The sequence below is a fragment of the Streptococcus sp. 20925_1_69 genome, from assembly GCF_041432365.1.
In the GTDB taxonomy this organism is placed as follows: Bacteria; Bacillota; Bacilli; order Lactobacillales; family Streptococcaceae; genus Streptococcus.
Genome location: NZ_JAPVZL010000001.1, coordinates 282,014 through 298,332, shown reverse-complemented (window position 1 = coordinate 298,332; position 16,319 = coordinate 282,014). Strand labels below are relative to the sequence as shown.

The following is a 16,319-nucleotide window of genomic DNA, read 5'->3' as shown; positions in this document are numbered from 1 at the left end:
GTACTGTTCCAGACGAGGCTCCTAAAGTAGAAAAACCTGACTATACGCAACCAATAGGTACAAACCTTGTAGAGCCAGCAGTTCATGAGAAACCCGAATATACAGGTCCAATTGGCGGTAATTTAGTTGAACCAGCAGTTCATGAAAAACCAGCATACACTGAACCTGTAGGTACTGTTCCAGACGAGGCTCCTAAAGCAGAGAAGCTTGACTATACGCAACCAATAGGTACAAACCTTGTAGAACCAGAAGTTCAACCAGCGTTGCCGGAATATACGTCAAAAGTTGCTCCAACTTTGACTTTAGATAAGGTTACAGAAGATGCGATGGATCGTTCAGCTAAATTGGATTACACTCTTGAAAATACAGGTAATGCTGAAATCAAGAGCATTATAGCTGAGATTAAAGATGGGGACACTGTTGTTAAGCGAGTTGATTTATCTAAAGAAAAATTGACAGACGCTATTCAAGGTTTGGATTTATTCAAAGATTATAAAATTGCAACAACAATGACTTACAACCGTGGTGAAGGTGATGAAACATCTAAGTTAGATGAAAAACCTTTACGTTTAGAGTTGAAAAAAGTTGAAATTAAAAATATCGCATCTACTAATTTAGTGAAGGTGAATGATGATGGTACTGAAACACCTAGTGATTTCATGAGCGAAAAACCTTCTGATGAAGATGTGAAGAAAATGTACTTAAAAATCACTAGTCGTGATAATAAAGTAACACGTTTAGCAGTTGATACAATCGAAGAGATTAATCAGGCTGGCCAAGTTCTCTACAAAGTAACCGCAAGAGCTGTTGACCTTATTCAGCATACTGACCCAAGCAAGATACGTAATGAGTACGTTTATTACATGGAAAAACCACGACCAAAGGTTGGAAATGTATATTACAACTTCAAAGAACTCATTGAAGATATGCAGAAAAAACCTGATGGTGAGTTTAAATTGGGTGCTGACCTTAATGCTACAAATGTATCAGCATTTGGTAAATCATATGTTACAAAAGATTTCAAAGGTAAGCTCTTGAGTGATGGTGATAATCATTATACCATTCATAACTTGTCACGTCCGTTATTTGGCAATGTTATCGGTGGTACAGTAACCAAAGTAAATCTTGGGAATGTAAATATCAATATGCCTTGGGCAGATCGCATTGCACCGATTGCCGACACTATTAAAGGTGGCGCTAAAGTTGAAGATGTCAAAGTGGCTGGTAACGTATTAGGTAAAAACTGGGTATCTGGATTTATAGATAAAATAGATAGTGGCGGTACATTGAGAAATGTAGCTTTTATTGGGAATGTGACCTCTATTGGTACAGGTAGTTCGTTCTTGACTGGTATTGTTGGTGAAAACTGGAAGGGGCTGGTAGAACAGGCTTATGTAGATGCCAATATTCGAGGTAAGAAAGCAAAAGCTGCTGGTATAGCCTACTGGTCGCAAAATAGTGGTAATAACCATACTGTAGGTAGAGAGGGAGCTATTAAAAAATCTGTTGTTAAAGGTACAATAGATGTGGAGGAACCAATTGAAGTTGGTGGTGCTGTTGGAAGTCTTAATATGCATGGTTCGATTGAAGATTCTGTTTCAATGATGAAAGTTGAAAATGGTGAGATATTTTATGGTTCACATGATATCAGTGACGATCCTTATTGGACTGGTAACAATGTCAATAGAAACTATGTTGTAAAAGATGTAAGTAAAGGTACTTCATCATACAAACATTCTAAAGAATTGGGGCGTATTAAGCCTATAACACAAGAGGAAGCTGATAAGAAAATTAAAGAATTGTCTATCACAGCAGATAAATATGCAATTACAGAGCCAATTGTAAATAAACTCAACGCTCTCACAACACGTGATAATGAGTATAATAAAACTCAAGATTATGACTCAACGCGTGAGCAGGCATACCGTAACATCGAAAAACTTCAACCATTCTACAACAAGGAATGGATTGTTAACCAAGGTAACAAACTTTTAGAAGGTTCAAACTTGTTGACAAAAGAAGTATTATCTGTTACAGGTATAAAGAACGGTCGATTCGTAACTGATTTGTCAGATATTGATAAAATTATGATTCACTATGCGGATGGCACCAAAGAAGAAATGAACGTGACATCAGTTGCTGATTCTAAGGTGAAACAAGTTCGTGAGTATAGTATTGATGGTTTAGATGATGTTGTTTACACACCAAATATGGTTGTTAAAAATCGTGATAAATTGATTGCTGATGTTAAAGCTCAATTATCAAGTGTAAAATTGATTTCACAGGAAGTCCGTGCTTTGATGGATAAACGAGATACATCTAGAGATCCTAATGCTAATTCGGATGAACGTAAGAATGGTTATATTAAAGATCTATTCCTTGAAGAAAGTTTTGCTGAAGTTAAAGCAAATCTTGGCACATTGGTAAAACACATACTTGAAAATGAAGATCATCAACTAAACGATAACGAATTAGCTGAACGTGCTTCACTGAAGAAAGTTGAAGACAACAAAGCTAAAATCATGATGGGACTAGCTTACTTAAATCAATACTATGGTTTTAAATATGGTGAGTTATCAATTAAAGATATTATGATGTTTAAACCTGATTTTTACGGTAAGAATGTTAATGTGTTAGACTTCTTGATTAAAGTTGGTTCGAAAGAAAATAACATTAAAGGTGATAGAACTTTAGAAGCTTATCGTGAAACTATAGGTGGAACAATTGGAATAAATGAATTAAATGGATTCTTACATTACAATATGAAGCTATTCACTAACCATACAGATATAAATGACTGGTTTAAGAAAGCTATTGAAAAGAACGCGTATGTAGTTGAACAACCATCAACGAACCCTGCATTTGCCAACAAAAAATATCGTCTATACGAAGGAATTAATAATGGGCAGCATGGGCGCATGATTTTACCTCTTCTTAACTTGAAAAATGCACATTTATTTATGATTTCAACATACAACACTATTTCATTTAGTTCGTTTGAAAAGTATGGTAAAGATACAGCAGAAAAACGTGAAGCGTTCAAGAGTGAAATCAATAAACGTGCTAAAGAGCAAGTTAATTACTTAGATTTTTGGTCACGTCTTGCTACTGATAATGTCCGCGATAAACTTCTTAAGAGTCAAAATGGAGTTCCAACTCCTGTATGGGATAATCATAACGCTCCAGATGGTTGGCCTGATAGATTCGGACATAGAAATGGAAAACCAGACTATACTCCAGTCAGGGAATTCTTTGGTCGTATTGGGAAGTATCATCCTTACCAATATGGATACGGAGCATATGCATATATTTTTGCAGCACCGCAACCGATGGATGCAGTTTATTTCGTTATGACAGATTTAATTAGTGATTTTGGAACATCCGCATTTACACATGAAACTACTCACGTTAATGATCGTATGGTTTACTATGGTGGATATTGGCATCGTCAAGGTACGGATTTAGAAGCTTTTGCTCAAGGAATGTTACAAACTCCTGATAAGTCAACAACAAATGGTGAGTATGGTGCGTTAGGTCTTAACATGGCCTATCATCGTCCAAATGATGGAAACCAGTGGTATAATCCAGACCCTGACAAACTTCAAACACGTGACCAAATCGACCACTACATGAAGAACTACAATGAAGCTATGATGATGCTTGATTATGCTGAAGCTGAGGCTGTTCTTCCTAAGGTTAAAGGTGACAATAGTAAATGGTTCAAGAAAATTGACCGTGAAATACGTCGACCAATGGATAGAAATAAACTAAGTGGTCCTCACCAATGGGACAAAGTGCGTGACTTGACAGACGCTGAGAAAACAACTAAACTGGAAACCATCGATGACTTGGTAAATAATAACTTTATGACCATTCACGGAAATCCAGGTAACGGACGTTATAGACCAGAGGATTTTACACCAAATTCAGCTTACGTAAATGTCAATATGATGGCAGGAATTTACGGTGGGAATACGAGTGATGGTGCACCTGGTTCATTATCGTTTAAGCACAATGCTTTCCGTATGTGGGGATATTATGGTTATGAAAATGGCTTTATCAGTTATGTATCAAATAAATACAAATCAGAAGCAGATAAAAACAATCACGGTTTACTAAGCGATAAGCTAATAATTAATAAAGTATCGAAAGGAAACTTTAATACTCTTGAGGAATGGAAGAGACATTGGTACGAGGAGGTTCTTGCTAAAGCTAAGAAAGGCTTTGAAGGTATCGATATTGATGGCGTCCATATCAGTAACTATGATGAGTTAAGGCCTTTATTTGCTAGAGCTGTTCAAAAAGATCTTGATGGTATGTCAGATCCGAAAATTAAAGATCATTTCAAAAATACAGTGGACTTGAAATCTAAAGTATTCAAAGCCCTTCTTAAAAACACAGACGGTTTCTTTAATAAACTGTTTAAAGAAGACATTTAAACGTTTAAAATATAAAGAGGACAGTTTTTTGCTCTCTCTGAAAAATCATCATTTGATGGCTTTCAAAAAGCACCTCAAAAAGGAGTCTGGGACAAAAGTCTAACCTTAAATATAAAAAGCGAACAAAACGAGTTATCTGACACTCAGAATTCTGTCTTGTTCGCTTTTTTTTGTATAATCTATCGATTTTTTAAATTTATAATAAAAAATTCCTAAAATCAAAATCTTTTTGTCCCAGACTCTTTTTTTGAGGCTCTTTTGTCTTATTCCTGTTTCCATTGACTATATTATGCTACACGAAAAATCCACTCAGTTGTCTGAGTGGATTAGGTGTATTTAGACTCTTAATCTTTATTTTCGTATGGTAAGATCAAGTTCAAGATGATTCCTGTCATGGCTGATAGGGCAGTACCTGAAAGTGTAACTGGACCAAGTTTAAGGATAGCTCCCCCAAGTCCAAGGACCAACATAGCACTTGCGATGATTAGGTTACGCATTTGAGCGAAATCAACACGTTCTTTAATCAAGACTTTCAAACCGTTGCTGGCGATAACCCCATAGAGAAGGATTGACATACCACCAAGTACAGCATTTGGAATGGTTGAAATCAAGGCAGTGAATTTACCAAGGAAGCTAAGGGCGATCGCGATGAAGGCAGCATTACGGATAACTGAGACAGAAGCGATACGAGTCATACCGATAACCCCTGTATTTTCTCCGTAAGTTGTATTAGCTGGTCCACCAAGGAAGGCAGAAACTGAAGTTGCGATACCGTCACCAAGAAGAGTACGGTGAAGACCTGGTTCTTTCAAGAATTGACGGCCACAGATTTGACCCAAAACAGTATGGTCTCCGATATGTTCAGAAATTGTTACGATAGCGATTGGCAAGATGGCGATGGTTTCTGGACCAAAGTAAAGATTGTATTCTTTAAAGGCACCACCAGTGCTAAATGGCAAGTAGAAACCAGGAATTTCAAACCAGTTAGCTTTCAGAACTGGTGTAAAGTCAACCAAGCCAAGAGTTAGTGCGAAGAGGTAACCACCGATAATGGCAAAGAGGAATGGAATGATTCGTAGGAATCCTTTTCCTTTTGTATTGATAAAGGCAGCAATCAAGAAAGTAACAACTGCTACAAGAGCATTTTTCCAGTTTCCATCAGCTACAAGACCAGCGTTGGTAACAGCTGAACCTGCAAGACCAAGACCGATAACGATGATCATAGGTCCGATGATGATTGGTGGCAAGAGTTTATCAATCCATTTTGTACCTGCAAAACGAACACCAGCAGCAACAAGGACATAGACCAAACCAGTCAAGATAACCCCTGTTTGGGCAGCAGATACATCACCACCCATTTCTTTCATAGCAAGTGACATTGCTGTGATAAAGGCAAATGAAGAACCTAGATAAACTGGAACTTTAAAACCAGTTGAAATCATGTAGATGAGTGTCCCAACACCTGAAGCAAAAAGGGCAACAGATACAGGCATTCCCAAAATCAATGGTACCAAGATGGTCGCACCAAACATAGCGAAAACGTGTTGGAAACTAAGGAGAATTCCTTTGCCAGCCGAAGGACGTTGGTCAACGTCTAGTAACAAATCAACAGTTGATTCTTGTTTCATATAAACCTCACTTTTGGGCATCAAAAAAGAGCCCATTATTTTACAGCAATAGGCCCTCAGAGTAAGACTTCTTTAAAATCTAGACTTTAAAGAGTTTCAAATATTTCTGCGTCTTCGTCACCTCACGGGATGACATTAAAAACCTTTGCTTGTGATAGTATAGCAAAAATTACAAACTTTGTAAATATTTTTTTACTTAAAAATTTAAAGCGGGCGTTTATTGGGCATGCCAGCCTTTCTTGGGTATTTGTTAGGCGTTTCCTTTTTCTTTTCTACCACTGTGATATAACGCGGATCTCCATTTGGTAGGGCGTAGCTGAGATTGTCTTCGACCTTACTAAAAAGGAGGTTGAGGGCATTCTTAGCTTCTAATAATTCCTCAGGCGCATTGCTGGCCTTGAGTGCCAATAGTTTTCCGCCAACTTTAAGGTAAGGGATAGTCAATTCAGACAAGACCTGCATACGGGCAACCGCACGAGCTGTTACAAAATCATATTGAGCACGGAAGTTCTTGTCTTGGGCAAAATCTTCTGCACGACCGTGGTAAAAATGAACACCGTCCAAATCCAGTTCCTGAGCCAAGAGTTGGAGGAAGTTGATGCGCTTATTGAGTGAATCAATGATGGTCACATCTAACTGAGGATAGAGGATTTTCATTGGTAGACTAGGAAATCCTGCCCCAGCCCCGATATCAAGAAGTTTGATATTTTCATTGGGAATCAAACCTTGCAGAATGGGTGCAATCGAATCGTAAAAATGTTTGAGATAAACTTCATCCTTGTCCGTAATGGCTGTTAAATTAATCTTTTCATTCCATTCGACCAAGAGTTCAAAATAACGTTCAAATTGTTTTTTTTGCTGGTCCGAAAGTGGAAGATTCTGCTCGGCAAGCAAGTTGTAAAATGTTTCTGGTTTCATAGTTGTTTCCTTCTTTAGTATCATCTTATTTTACCACAATCATAAAAAATTTGATATACTGGTACTAATCTAAAAGTAGAAAGGACTTATATAATGACTTGGATTATTCTTGGAGTTATCGCTCTTATTGTTATTTTTGTGATTGTTAGCTATAACGGTTTGGTTAAGAATCGTATGCAAACAAAGGAGGCTTGGAGCCAGATTGATGTTCAGTTGAAACGTCGAAATGACCTCTTGCCAAACTTGATTGAGACTGTAAAAGGTTATGCTAAATACGAAGGTTCTACCCTTGAAAAGGTGGCAGAGCTACGTAACCAAGTGGCGGCAGCGACTTCACCAGCAGAAGCTATGAAAGCTAGTGATGCCCTTACTCGTCAGGTTTCAGGTATTTTTGCAGTTGCAGAAAGCTATCCAGATTTGAAAGCTAGTGCCAACTTTGTTAAATTGCAAGAGGAGTTGACAAACACAGAAAATAAAATTTCATACTCTCGTCAACTCTATAACAGTGTTGTCAGCAACTACAATGTAAAATTAGAAACTTTCCCAAGCAATATTATCGCTGGAATGTTTGGATTTAAAGCAGCAGATTTCCTTCAAACACCAGAAGAGGAAAAGGTAGTTCCTAAAGTTGATTTTAGCGGTTTAGGTGACTAAGATGTTGTTTGATCAAATTGCAAGCAATAAACGAAAAACGTGGATTTTGTTGCTGGTATTTTTCCTACTCTTAGCTCTGGTTGGCTATGCGGTTGGTTATCTCTTTATGCGGTCTGGGCTTGGTGGTTTGGTTATCGCACTGATTATCGGCTTTATCTATGCCTTGTCCATGATTTTTCAATCGACAGAGGTTGTCATGTCCATGAATGGAGCGCGTGAGGTGGATGAGCAAACGGCACCAGACCTCTACCATGTAGTGGAAGATATGGCTATGGTGGCTCAGATTCCTATGCCTCGTGTTTTCATCATTGATGATCCAGCCTTAAATGCCTTTGCGACAGGTTCTAACCCTCAAAACGCAGCGGTTGCTGCGACGTCAGGTCTCCTTGCTATCATGAATCGTGAAGAACTAGAAGCTGTTATGGGACATGAAGTCAGTCATATTCGTAATTACGATATCCGTATTTCGACTATTGCCGTTGCTCTTGCCAGTGCTATTACCGTGCTTTCTAGTATGGCTGGTCGTATGATGTGGTGGGGTGGAGCAGGTCGCAGACGAAGTGATGATGACCGAGATGGAAATGGCTTAGAAATCATTATGCTCGTAGTTTCTCTACTAGCTATTGTGCTGGCACCTCTTGCTGCCACCTTGGTACAACTAGCTATTTCTCGTCAGAGGGAATTCCTAGCTGATGCTTCCAGTGTCGAGTTGACTCGTAATCCTCAAGGGATGATTAAAGCTCTACGCAAGTTAGACAACAGTAAACCGATGAGTCGTCCTGTCGATGATGCCAGCAGTGCACTTTATATCAATGATCCCAAGAAAGGCGGAGGGTTCCAAAAACTCTTTTATACCCACCCACCTATCTCAGAACGGATTGAACGTTTAAAACATATGTAAAAATTTACCTATACAATCCTAAAAAATGAGCATTCTCGTAGTTGGAGATGCTCATTTTCTTATATAATTGAACTCAGAAAACAATTTGTTATGGTCTAACTTAGACTTGCTGTAAGAAAGTTCGTTAAAAACACATGATGTAGCGAAGAAGGATCTAGACTCTATGCCAAATAGAAGATGGCGACTGATCTCATTTTTAGTAGATTAGAGAATATTTTGAGCATGCTAAGAGTTGTGTGTTAGAGACAAGTAGGCCGTCATAGTTGAGCTAGGATTCATTTTCATGAGCATGGATTTTACAAAATTGTTCAAGAATTCAATTTGCAAATCACCTATTCAAAAACCACACAGTGTTTTCAGCTTGATTGTGAGCAAAGCTGAAAACACTATGCGGTTTTATTTAGAAGCTAGTTTTGTCTAGCCTCTTTTATAGGCGATTTCGGAAAACTTCGTACATGAGAATGGCTGCAGCAACACTGGCATTGAGGCTTTGAACATGTCCATTCATAGGAATGGTAACCATTTCATCAACCTGTTTTTTGATGTTACTAGAGATACCTTTTCCTTCATTTCCGATGATGAGGGCGATTTTCCCTTTTGTATTCCACTTGTGGCACGGAGTACCGTTCATATCTGTTCCAAAGGTCCAGAAGCCTTCATCCTTGAGTTTGTCTAGAGTTTGACTGAGGTTGGTTACTCGGGCAATCGGAACGTGTTCAATAGCACCTGTGGCCGTTTTGGCAACGACAGGAGTAACACCGACAGCACGGTGCTTGGGAATGATGACACCTGAAACATTGGTCGCATCGGCTGTTCTCAGTATGGAGCCTAGGTTATGAGGATCAGTTAAGCCATCCAGAATCAATAGAAGTGGATTTTCTTCTTGGCGTGTTTTTGCTAGGATGTGTTCTAATTCGCTATAGGCAAATTCGGACACTCGTAGAACAAAACCTTGGTGAACAGCACCTTCAGTCATCTCAGAGAGGGATTTTTTTGAAGTCCAAGAAATGGACACCTTCTTTTCTGTAGCCAGTTCCTTGACTTTCTCAACATTCTTACCTCGGAGATCTTCTTGGAGGTAGAGTTTGTTTCCAGTATTTGCAAGTAGGGCTTCGGTAACGGCGTGAACGCCATAGACAATATCATTTGTTTTCATGCCTCTATTATAACACAAAACCCCGTCTTGCAACGGGATTTTCTTTATTCTAGAATCAGTAAACCATCTTTAACTGCAAATGGGTCTTTTTCATTGATACGATCGTAAAACATGATACCGTTGATGTGGTCAATTTCATGTTGAACAACGATGGAGTTGTAGCCTTTGAGTTTGATACGGTGTTTCTCGCCATCCTTGTCAAAGTAGTCAACAGTAACCCGGGCATGGCGAACTACATAGCCAGGCACGTTGCGGTCAACAGACAGGCAACCTTCTCCTTCGCCAAGAGCAGCGTCTTGAACGGAGTGAGAGACGATTTTTGGATTGTACATAATGGCTTGTAAGTCGTAGGCTTCCTGTGGAGTTTCGCCTTCTTCGACAATATTAGGTACCAAAACAGCGATAATACGTTTTGAGATATCTAATTGAGGAGCAGCCAGTCCAACACCACCGCGGAGGCCCATTTTTTCAGCCATGACAGGATCTTGGGAATGTTTAAGGAATTGCATCATTTTTTCGCCAAGGATAATTTCCTGGTCAGATAGGGGGAAAGTGACTTCCTCAGCAACCGCGCGTAGAGTAGGATTCCCCTCGCGGATAATATCGTTCATATCGATTAAGTGAGCAGCTTTTGTAATACGTTCTATTGCAGACATTTTCTCTCCTTTCATTACCTCTACATGATATCACAAAATGATAAGGATTGAAAGTATTACGGCATTGAGCTTTTTTAGAAATTTACTAGCAAGTTCAATTCAATTGTGAAAGAAATACTTATCTGTGTTATAATAAAAAGAAAAGGCTTGCATTAGAAAGTAGGGAGGATGAAGATGCAAAGAAGACAAGATAGACATAAACGTGGACCAGTTTTTCGTTTTGTGAAAGGTTTAGTCAACTTTTTTAGACGTTATCGTAAGTGGAGCAACAAGGGATTTGTGGCGGTACTCTTGCTAGCAGTTGCTTTATCAATGGGATTGGTCTTATTGTTTGAAAGCTTTCAAGGAATCCCCTTGACCAGTCAAAAAAAGGATGTCATTTCTCAAGAAGCAAATAAGACCAATCAAAATGCTAAAAATCAGGAAGAGGAAAAAACTGCTAGAATTATGGCTCATGGTGATTTGCTTTATCATGATATTCTTTACTTTTCAGCAAAAAAGGATGATGGAACGTATGATTTTCATGAGAATTTTGAATACGTGACACCTTGGCTTAAGCAAGCAGACTTAGCTATTGGTGATTTTGAAGGAACCATCAATAAGGATCATTATTTAGCAGGTTATCCTCTCTTTAATGCTCCTGCTGAAGTTATGGATGCCATTAAGGATGCAGGTTATCATGTGCTGGATTTAGCTCATAATCATATTTTGGATTCGCAAATTGAGGGAGTTATTTCAACGGCCGATATTATTGAGAAAGCTGGAATCACTCCAATCGGAGTTTATACGCACGAGCCACGTGATCAGGCTCCGCTGGTCATTAAGGAAGTGAATGGTATCAAGGTTGCACTGTTAGCCTATTCCTATGGTTTCAATGGCATTGAGCAGTATATTTCTCAGGAAGACTATAATCGTTATCTTTCAGATTTAAACGAAGATAAGATGAAGGCTGAAATTGAACGGGCAGAGAAGGAAGCAGATATCACCATTATCATGCCTCAGATGGGTGTTGAGTATCGCTTGGAACCAACTGAAGAACAAAAGGCTCTTTATCACAAGATGATTGATTGGGGAGCTGATATTATCTTTGGAGGGCATCCTCACGTTGTTGAACCATCTGAAACGGTTGAAAAAGATGGAGAAAAGAAACTCATTATCTATTCAATGGGGAACTTCATTTCCAATCAACGGATTGAATCTATGGGAGATGAAGAAAATGCTAAGTGGACTGAACGTGGCGTTCTCATGGATGTGACCATTAAGAAGAAGGATGGAAAAACAACTATCGGAACAGCTAAAGCTCATCCTACTTGGGTCAATCGAACACCAAAGGGAACTTTTTCACCAGAAGGATATCCCCTATATCATTATCAAACCTATATCTTAGAAGATTTTATCGAGGGTGGTAGTCATCGTGACCAGTTAGACGAAGCGACTAAGGAACGAATTGATACAGCCTACAAAGAAATGAACGAACATGTGGGATTGAAGTGGGATTAGCTTGAATCCAGAGGAAAGTAAATGATGATTAAAGTAATTGCGACAGATATGGATGGGACCTTGCTGGATGCTAGAGGCCAGCTGGATCTCCCACGATTGGAAAAGATTTTAGATCAGTTGGATCAAAAGGGTATTCGTTTTGTCATCGCGACGGGCAATGAAATTCACCGCATGAGGCAACTACTGGAGCACTTGGTGTATCGAGTGGTTCTGGTGGTTGCCAACGGTGCTCGTATTTTTGAAAACAATGAACTGATTCAGGCTCAGACTTGGGATGATGCCATTGTTGATAAGGCTTTGGCTCATTTCAAGGGTCGAGAGTGTCAGAACCAGTTTGTTGTAACGGGGATGAAGGGTGGTTTCGTCAAGGAAGGTACCATTTTTACAGACCTTGAAAGTTTTATGACTCCAGAAATGATTGAAAAATTCTATCAACGGATGCAGTTTGTGGACGAATTAACCTCTGACCTCTTTGGTGGTGTGCTCAAGATGAGTATGGTTGTTGGTGAGGAACGTTTGAGTTCGGTCTTGGAAGAAATCAATGACCTCTTTGATGGCCGTGTTCGGGCTGTATCGAGTGGCTATGGTTGCATTGATATCCTCCAAGCTGGAATTCATAAAGCATGGGGCTTGGAAGAATTACTCAAGCGTTGGGACTTGAAAGCCCAACAAATCATGGCTTTTGGTGATAGTGAAAATGATGTTGAAATGCTTGAAATGGCTGGAATTGCCTATGCGATGGAAAATGCTGATGACAAAGCCAAAGCTGTGGCGACTGCTCTAGCGCCAGCCAACAGCCAAGGAGGAGTTTATCAAGTCTTGGAAAACTGGTTAGAAAAAGGAGAATGAAGTGGCAGTACAGTTATTAGAAAATTGGTTACTAAAGGAACAAGAAAAAATCCAAACCAAGTATCGTCACCTAAATCAGGTTTCTGTTGTAGAGCCAGACATTCTTTTTATTGGGGATTCCATTGTCGAGTATTATCCTCTGCAGGAACTATTTGGGACTGCAAAGACGATTGTCAATCGAGGTATTCGAGGTTATCAGACAGAGCTGTTACTTGAGAACCTCGATGCGCATCTGTACGGTGGAGCAGTAGATAAAATTGTCCTTCTGATTGGGACGAACGATATTGGAAAAGATATGCCTTTGAATGAGGCTCTCAATAATCTCGAAGTGTTCATTCAATCCATTGCTCGCGATTATCCATTGACAGAGATTAAATTGCTTTCCATTTTGCCAGTTAATGAAGGAGAGGAGTACAAGCAGACAGTCTATATCCGCTCGAATGAAAAAATTCAGAACTGGAATCACGCCTATCAAGAGCTTGCTTCTGCCTACATGCAGGTAGAATTTGTGCCAGTTTTTGATAGTTTGACAGACCAGGCAGGCCAACTCAAAAAAGAATTTACAACTGATGGGCTGCACCTCAGTGTTGCTGGTTATCAGGTTTTGACTAAAGCTTTGAAAGACTATCTTTTTTAGTTAATTGATTTTCTTTTTGCATTTTTGAGTTAGATAAGGTATAATGATTTTATTGTCTTTTGGGGTCGTTACGGATTCGACAGGCATTATGAGGCATATTTTGCGACTCGTGTGGCGACGTAAACGCTCAGTTAAATATAACTGCAAAAAATAACACTTCTTACGCTCTAGCTGCCTAAAAACCAGCAGGCGTGACCCGATTTGGATTGCTCGTGTTCAATGACAGGTCTTATTATTAGCGAGATACGATTGAGTCTTGTCTAGCGGCTTGATAAGAGATTGATAGACTCGCAGTTTCTAGGCTTGAGTTATGTGTCGAGGGACTGTTAAACTAATACATAACCTATGGTTGTAGACAAATATGTTGGCAGGTGTTTGGACGTGGGTTCGACTCCCACCGGCTCCATTATTCCTTTGCATTCCTTGGTAAAACGTTGTTAAATCAACGTTTTTTGTTTTTGTCTTTGGTATTCCTTGGTATTCTTTTGTAAAAAAGGGAGTCACAAACAGACCCTAAAGCAGACCCTGTTTTTAAAAAAGGGATACAAAAAAGGATACAACATTTTTGTGGTATCCTAAAAGTCTATATACTTCACAAAGCGTTCTTCGGCTCCATTATGCGTTTTTGTGATTTTAAAACTTGTTAGCTGATTTTTTACAATCCTGCAAATTCTTTGATTTCTTGTGCTGACATTGAAGAGTCGCAACGGACATTGATTTGTCCATCTGCAATGTGAACGAAGCCTGGTACAGTTGGAATACCATAGCGTGAGCGGAATTCTTGCAACTCATTGAGTTGGCTTGGTTCTTCACTGTTGATGAAGTAGATGTGGGCTTTGGTTTCAGCTACGACACCTGCTAAAGTACCTGCAAATTTACGGCAGTAAGGGCAAGTTTTACGACCGATAAAGAAAGTGGCAGTTTCTTTTTTATCAAGAGCTTCTTGCGCACGCGCTACTGTAGTGACTTCAAGGTCTTTGATATTATCTAAAAATTGTTCCATGAGATTACCTCGCTTTCATTGATAAGTCTAGTATGCCATAAAGTTTCTAAAATTGCTTAGATTTGATACGAAAAAAAGATGAGATTGGTTGGTCTCATCTTTTCTAGTGTTTTATTTTACAAATGCATTGATTTCTGCTTCGATATTAGCAATCTTAGCTTGTGATTCTTCGTTGGTTTCACCTACAACTGCAATGTAGAACTTGATTTTTGGTTCTGTACCTGAAGGGCGAACGGCAATCCATGAACCGTCAGCAAGTGTGTATTTCAAGACATCACTTGGAGGAGTTGTTAAGTTTGTAACTGTACCGTCAGCAGCAGTAGCAGTTTGAGCCTTGAAGTCTTCTACGACAGTGATAGCTGTTGCATTCCATTCTTTTGGAGCATTGTTACGGAATTTAGCCATAATCGCTTTGATTTGTTCAGCACCATCGACACCAGAAAGAGTAACAGAGATAGTCTTTTCAGCGTAGTAGCCGTACTCTTTGTAGATTTCTTCGATACCGTCAGCAAGTGTCAAACCACGTGAACGGTAGTAGGCAGCAAGTTCAGCAACGACAAGAACGGCTTGGATAGCGTCTTTATCACGTACGAATGGTTTAATCAAGTAACCGAAGCTTTCTTCAAATCCCATCATGTAAGTGTGATTGTGTTTTTCTTCGAATTCTTGGATTTTTTCAGCGATAAATTTGAAACCTGTCAAAACATTGAACATAGTTGCGCCGTAGCTTTCAGCAATCTTCGTTACCAAGTCAGTTGAAACGATTGATTTGCAGAGAGCGGCATTTTCAGGAAGAGTTCCAGCATTTTTATGAGCTTCCAAGATGTATTTGGCCATGATGGCACCGATTTGGTTACCTGATAGGTTGAGGTAGCTACCATCTTTTTGAAGAACTTCAACACCAACACGGTCAGCATCAGGGTCAGTTGCGACAAGAACATCTGCACCAACTTGACGACCAAGTTCTTCAGCAAGAGCAAAGGCTGCTTGGCTTTCTGGGTTTGGAGATTTTACAGTTGAGAAGTCTGGGTCAGCAGTTGCTTGCGCTTCAACAACTTGAACAGAGTCAAATCCTGCTTGGGCAAGAGCACGACGAGCCAACATTTCACCAGTACCATGAAGTGGTGTGTAGACAATCTTCATGTCTTTACCGAATTCTTCAATCAAGGCTGGGTTGATGTTTACGTCCTTAACCTCTTTAAGGTATTCTACGTCAACAGCTTCGCCGATAACTTCAATCAAGCCAGAAGCTTTTTCAGCTTCCACATCAGCAACTTCAACTGCAAATGGGTTTTCGATTGCACGGATATAAGTAGTCAAAGCGTCTGCATCGTGTGGAGGCATTTGTCCACCGTCTTCACCGTAAACCTTGTATCCGTTAAATGGTGCAGGGTTGTGGCTGGCTGTGACCATGATACCTGCGAAACAGTTGAGGTGACGAACTGCAAATGATAGTTCTGGAGTTGGACGAAGGCTTTCAAATACGTAAGATTTGATGCCGTGTTTGGCAAGAACTGCCGCAGATTCAAAGGCAAACTCTGGTGAGAAGTGACGGCTATCGTAGGCGATTGCGACACCACGTTCTTTTTCGTTTCCACCTTTTGACTCAATCAAACGAGCCAATCCTTCAGTAGCTTGACGAACAACATAGATGTTGATGCGGTTTGTACCAGCACCAATCAAGCCACGCATACCTGCAGTACCGAATTCAAGATTTGTATAGAAGGCATCTTCCTTAGTTTTTTCATCCATATTTTCCAAATCTTGACGAAGGTAGTCAGGAAGCTCCGCAAAATCAACCCATTTCTGGTAATTTTCTTGGTAAGACATTAAAATTCTCCTTTTTGTAAATTGTTTTAACCGTTCACATTATAGCACTTTTTAGCGTTTTAGTAAAACGGTAGCATAATTTTCAGAAAAGTAGTGACATATGTATGTTTATCAAGTCTTGAATGCCTTAGGGAAACATGCTATACTA

At 39.5% G+C, this 16,319-nt stretch carries 12 protein-coding genes and 1 other RNA gene; 7 read left to right on the top strand and 6 right to left on the bottom strand.

What is annotated here, in order from left to right; genetic code table 11:
• The coding region (locus O3601_RS01460; protein ID WP_371470572.1) for an SIALI-17 repeat-containing surface protein at positions 1-4,439 on the top strand (4,439 nt) is incomplete at its 5' end.
• A gap of 344 nt (positions 4,440-4,783) precedes the next feature.
• Here O3601_RS01460 and O3601_RS01455 read toward each other — a convergent pair.
• Both O3601_RS01455 and rsmG read right to left on the bottom strand, forming a co-directional pair.
• A complete protein-coding gene (locus O3601_RS01455; RefSeq protein ID WP_060628761.1) occupies positions 4,784-6,067 on the bottom strand; it encodes a uracil-xanthine permease family protein in 1,284 nt (427 codons plus the stop codon).
• A 204-nt stretch (positions 6,068-6,271) separates the two neighbouring features.
• Positions 6,272-6,985 carry a 16S rRNA (guanine(527)-N(7))-methyltransferase RsmG gene (gene rsmG / locus O3601_RS01450; RefSeq protein WP_371470570.1) on the bottom strand — a complete coding sequence of 238 codons (714 nt, stop codon included), beginning with the start codon at positions 6,983-6,985 and terminating at the stop codon, positions 6,272-6,274.
• Between the two features lie 93 nt (positions 6,986-7,078).
• Between rsmG and O3601_RS01445 the strand changes: the two genes are divergently transcribed.
• A complete protein-coding gene (locus O3601_RS01445) occupies positions 7,079-7,639 on the top strand; it encodes a LemA family protein (RefSeq protein WP_033680397.1) in 561 nt (186 codons plus the stop codon).
• 1 nt (position 7,640) lies between these two features.
• Positions 7,641-8,540 carry a zinc metalloprotease HtpX gene (gene htpX, locus O3601_RS01440; RefSeq protein WP_371470568.1) on the top strand — a complete coding sequence of 300 codons (900 nt, stop codon included), beginning with the start codon at positions 7,641-7,643 and terminating at the stop codon, positions 8,538-8,540.
• A gap of 427 nt (positions 8,541-8,967) precedes the next feature.
• Here the strand turns inward: htpX and rlmB are convergent, their stop codons facing one another.
• Positions 8,968-9,696, bottom strand: coding sequence for a 23S rRNA (guanosine(2251)-2'-O)-methyltransferase RlmB (rlmB, locus tag O3601_RS01435; RefSeq protein ID WP_261043683.1), 729 nt, complete (start codon positions 9,694-9,696; stop codon positions 8,968-8,970).
• 44 nt (positions 9,697-9,740) lie between these two features.
• Positions 9,741-10,352, bottom strand: a complete 612-nt coding sequence (gene def, locus O3601_RS01430) for a peptide deformylase (RefSeq protein ID WP_001272956.1) — start codon at positions 10,350-10,352, stop codon at positions 9,741-9,743.
• A gap of 174 nt (positions 10,353-10,526) precedes the next feature.
• On the opposite strand from def, the gene O3601_RS01425 reads away from it, so the two are divergent.
• From O3601_RS01425 to ssrA, 4 genes are all read left to right on the top strand, one after another.
• Positions 10,527-11,852 (top strand): CapA family protein, encoded by a 1,326-nt coding sequence (locus tag O3601_RS01425; protein WP_371470567.1) that lies wholly within the window; start codon positions 10,527-10,529, stop codon positions 11,850-11,852.
• A 21-nt stretch (positions 11,853-11,873) separates the two neighbouring features.
• A complete protein-coding gene (locus O3601_RS01420; RefSeq protein WP_173213645.1) occupies positions 11,874-12,701 on the top strand; it encodes an HAD family hydrolase in 828 nt (275 codons plus the stop codon).
• Between the two features lies 1 nt (position 12,702).
• Positions 12,703-13,338: an SGNH/GDSL hydrolase family protein gene (locus O3601_RS01415; protein ID WP_371470565.1), complete on the top strand. Its 636-nt coding sequence runs from the start codon at positions 12,703-12,705 to the stop codon at positions 13,336-13,338.
• Between the two features lie 61 nt (positions 13,339-13,399).
• Positions 13,400-13,747: a transfer-messenger RNA gene (ssrA, locus tag O3601_RS01410) on the top strand.
• 246 nt (positions 13,748-13,993) lie between these two features.
• On the opposite strand, the gene O3601_RS01405 is transcribed toward ssrA, so the two are convergent.
• Positions 13,994-14,341, bottom strand: coding sequence for a thioredoxin (locus O3601_RS01405; protein WP_000434637.1), 348 nt, complete (start codon positions 14,339-14,341; stop codon positions 13,994-13,996).
• Positions 14,342-14,452: 111 nt separating this feature from the next.
• Positions 14,453-16,171 carry a phospho-sugar mutase gene (locus O3601_RS01400; protein ID WP_000121686.1) on the bottom strand — a complete coding sequence of 573 codons (1,719 nt, stop codon included), beginning with the start codon at positions 16,169-16,171 and terminating at the stop codon, positions 14,453-14,455.
• Positions 16,172-16,319: the final 148 nt, after the last annotated feature.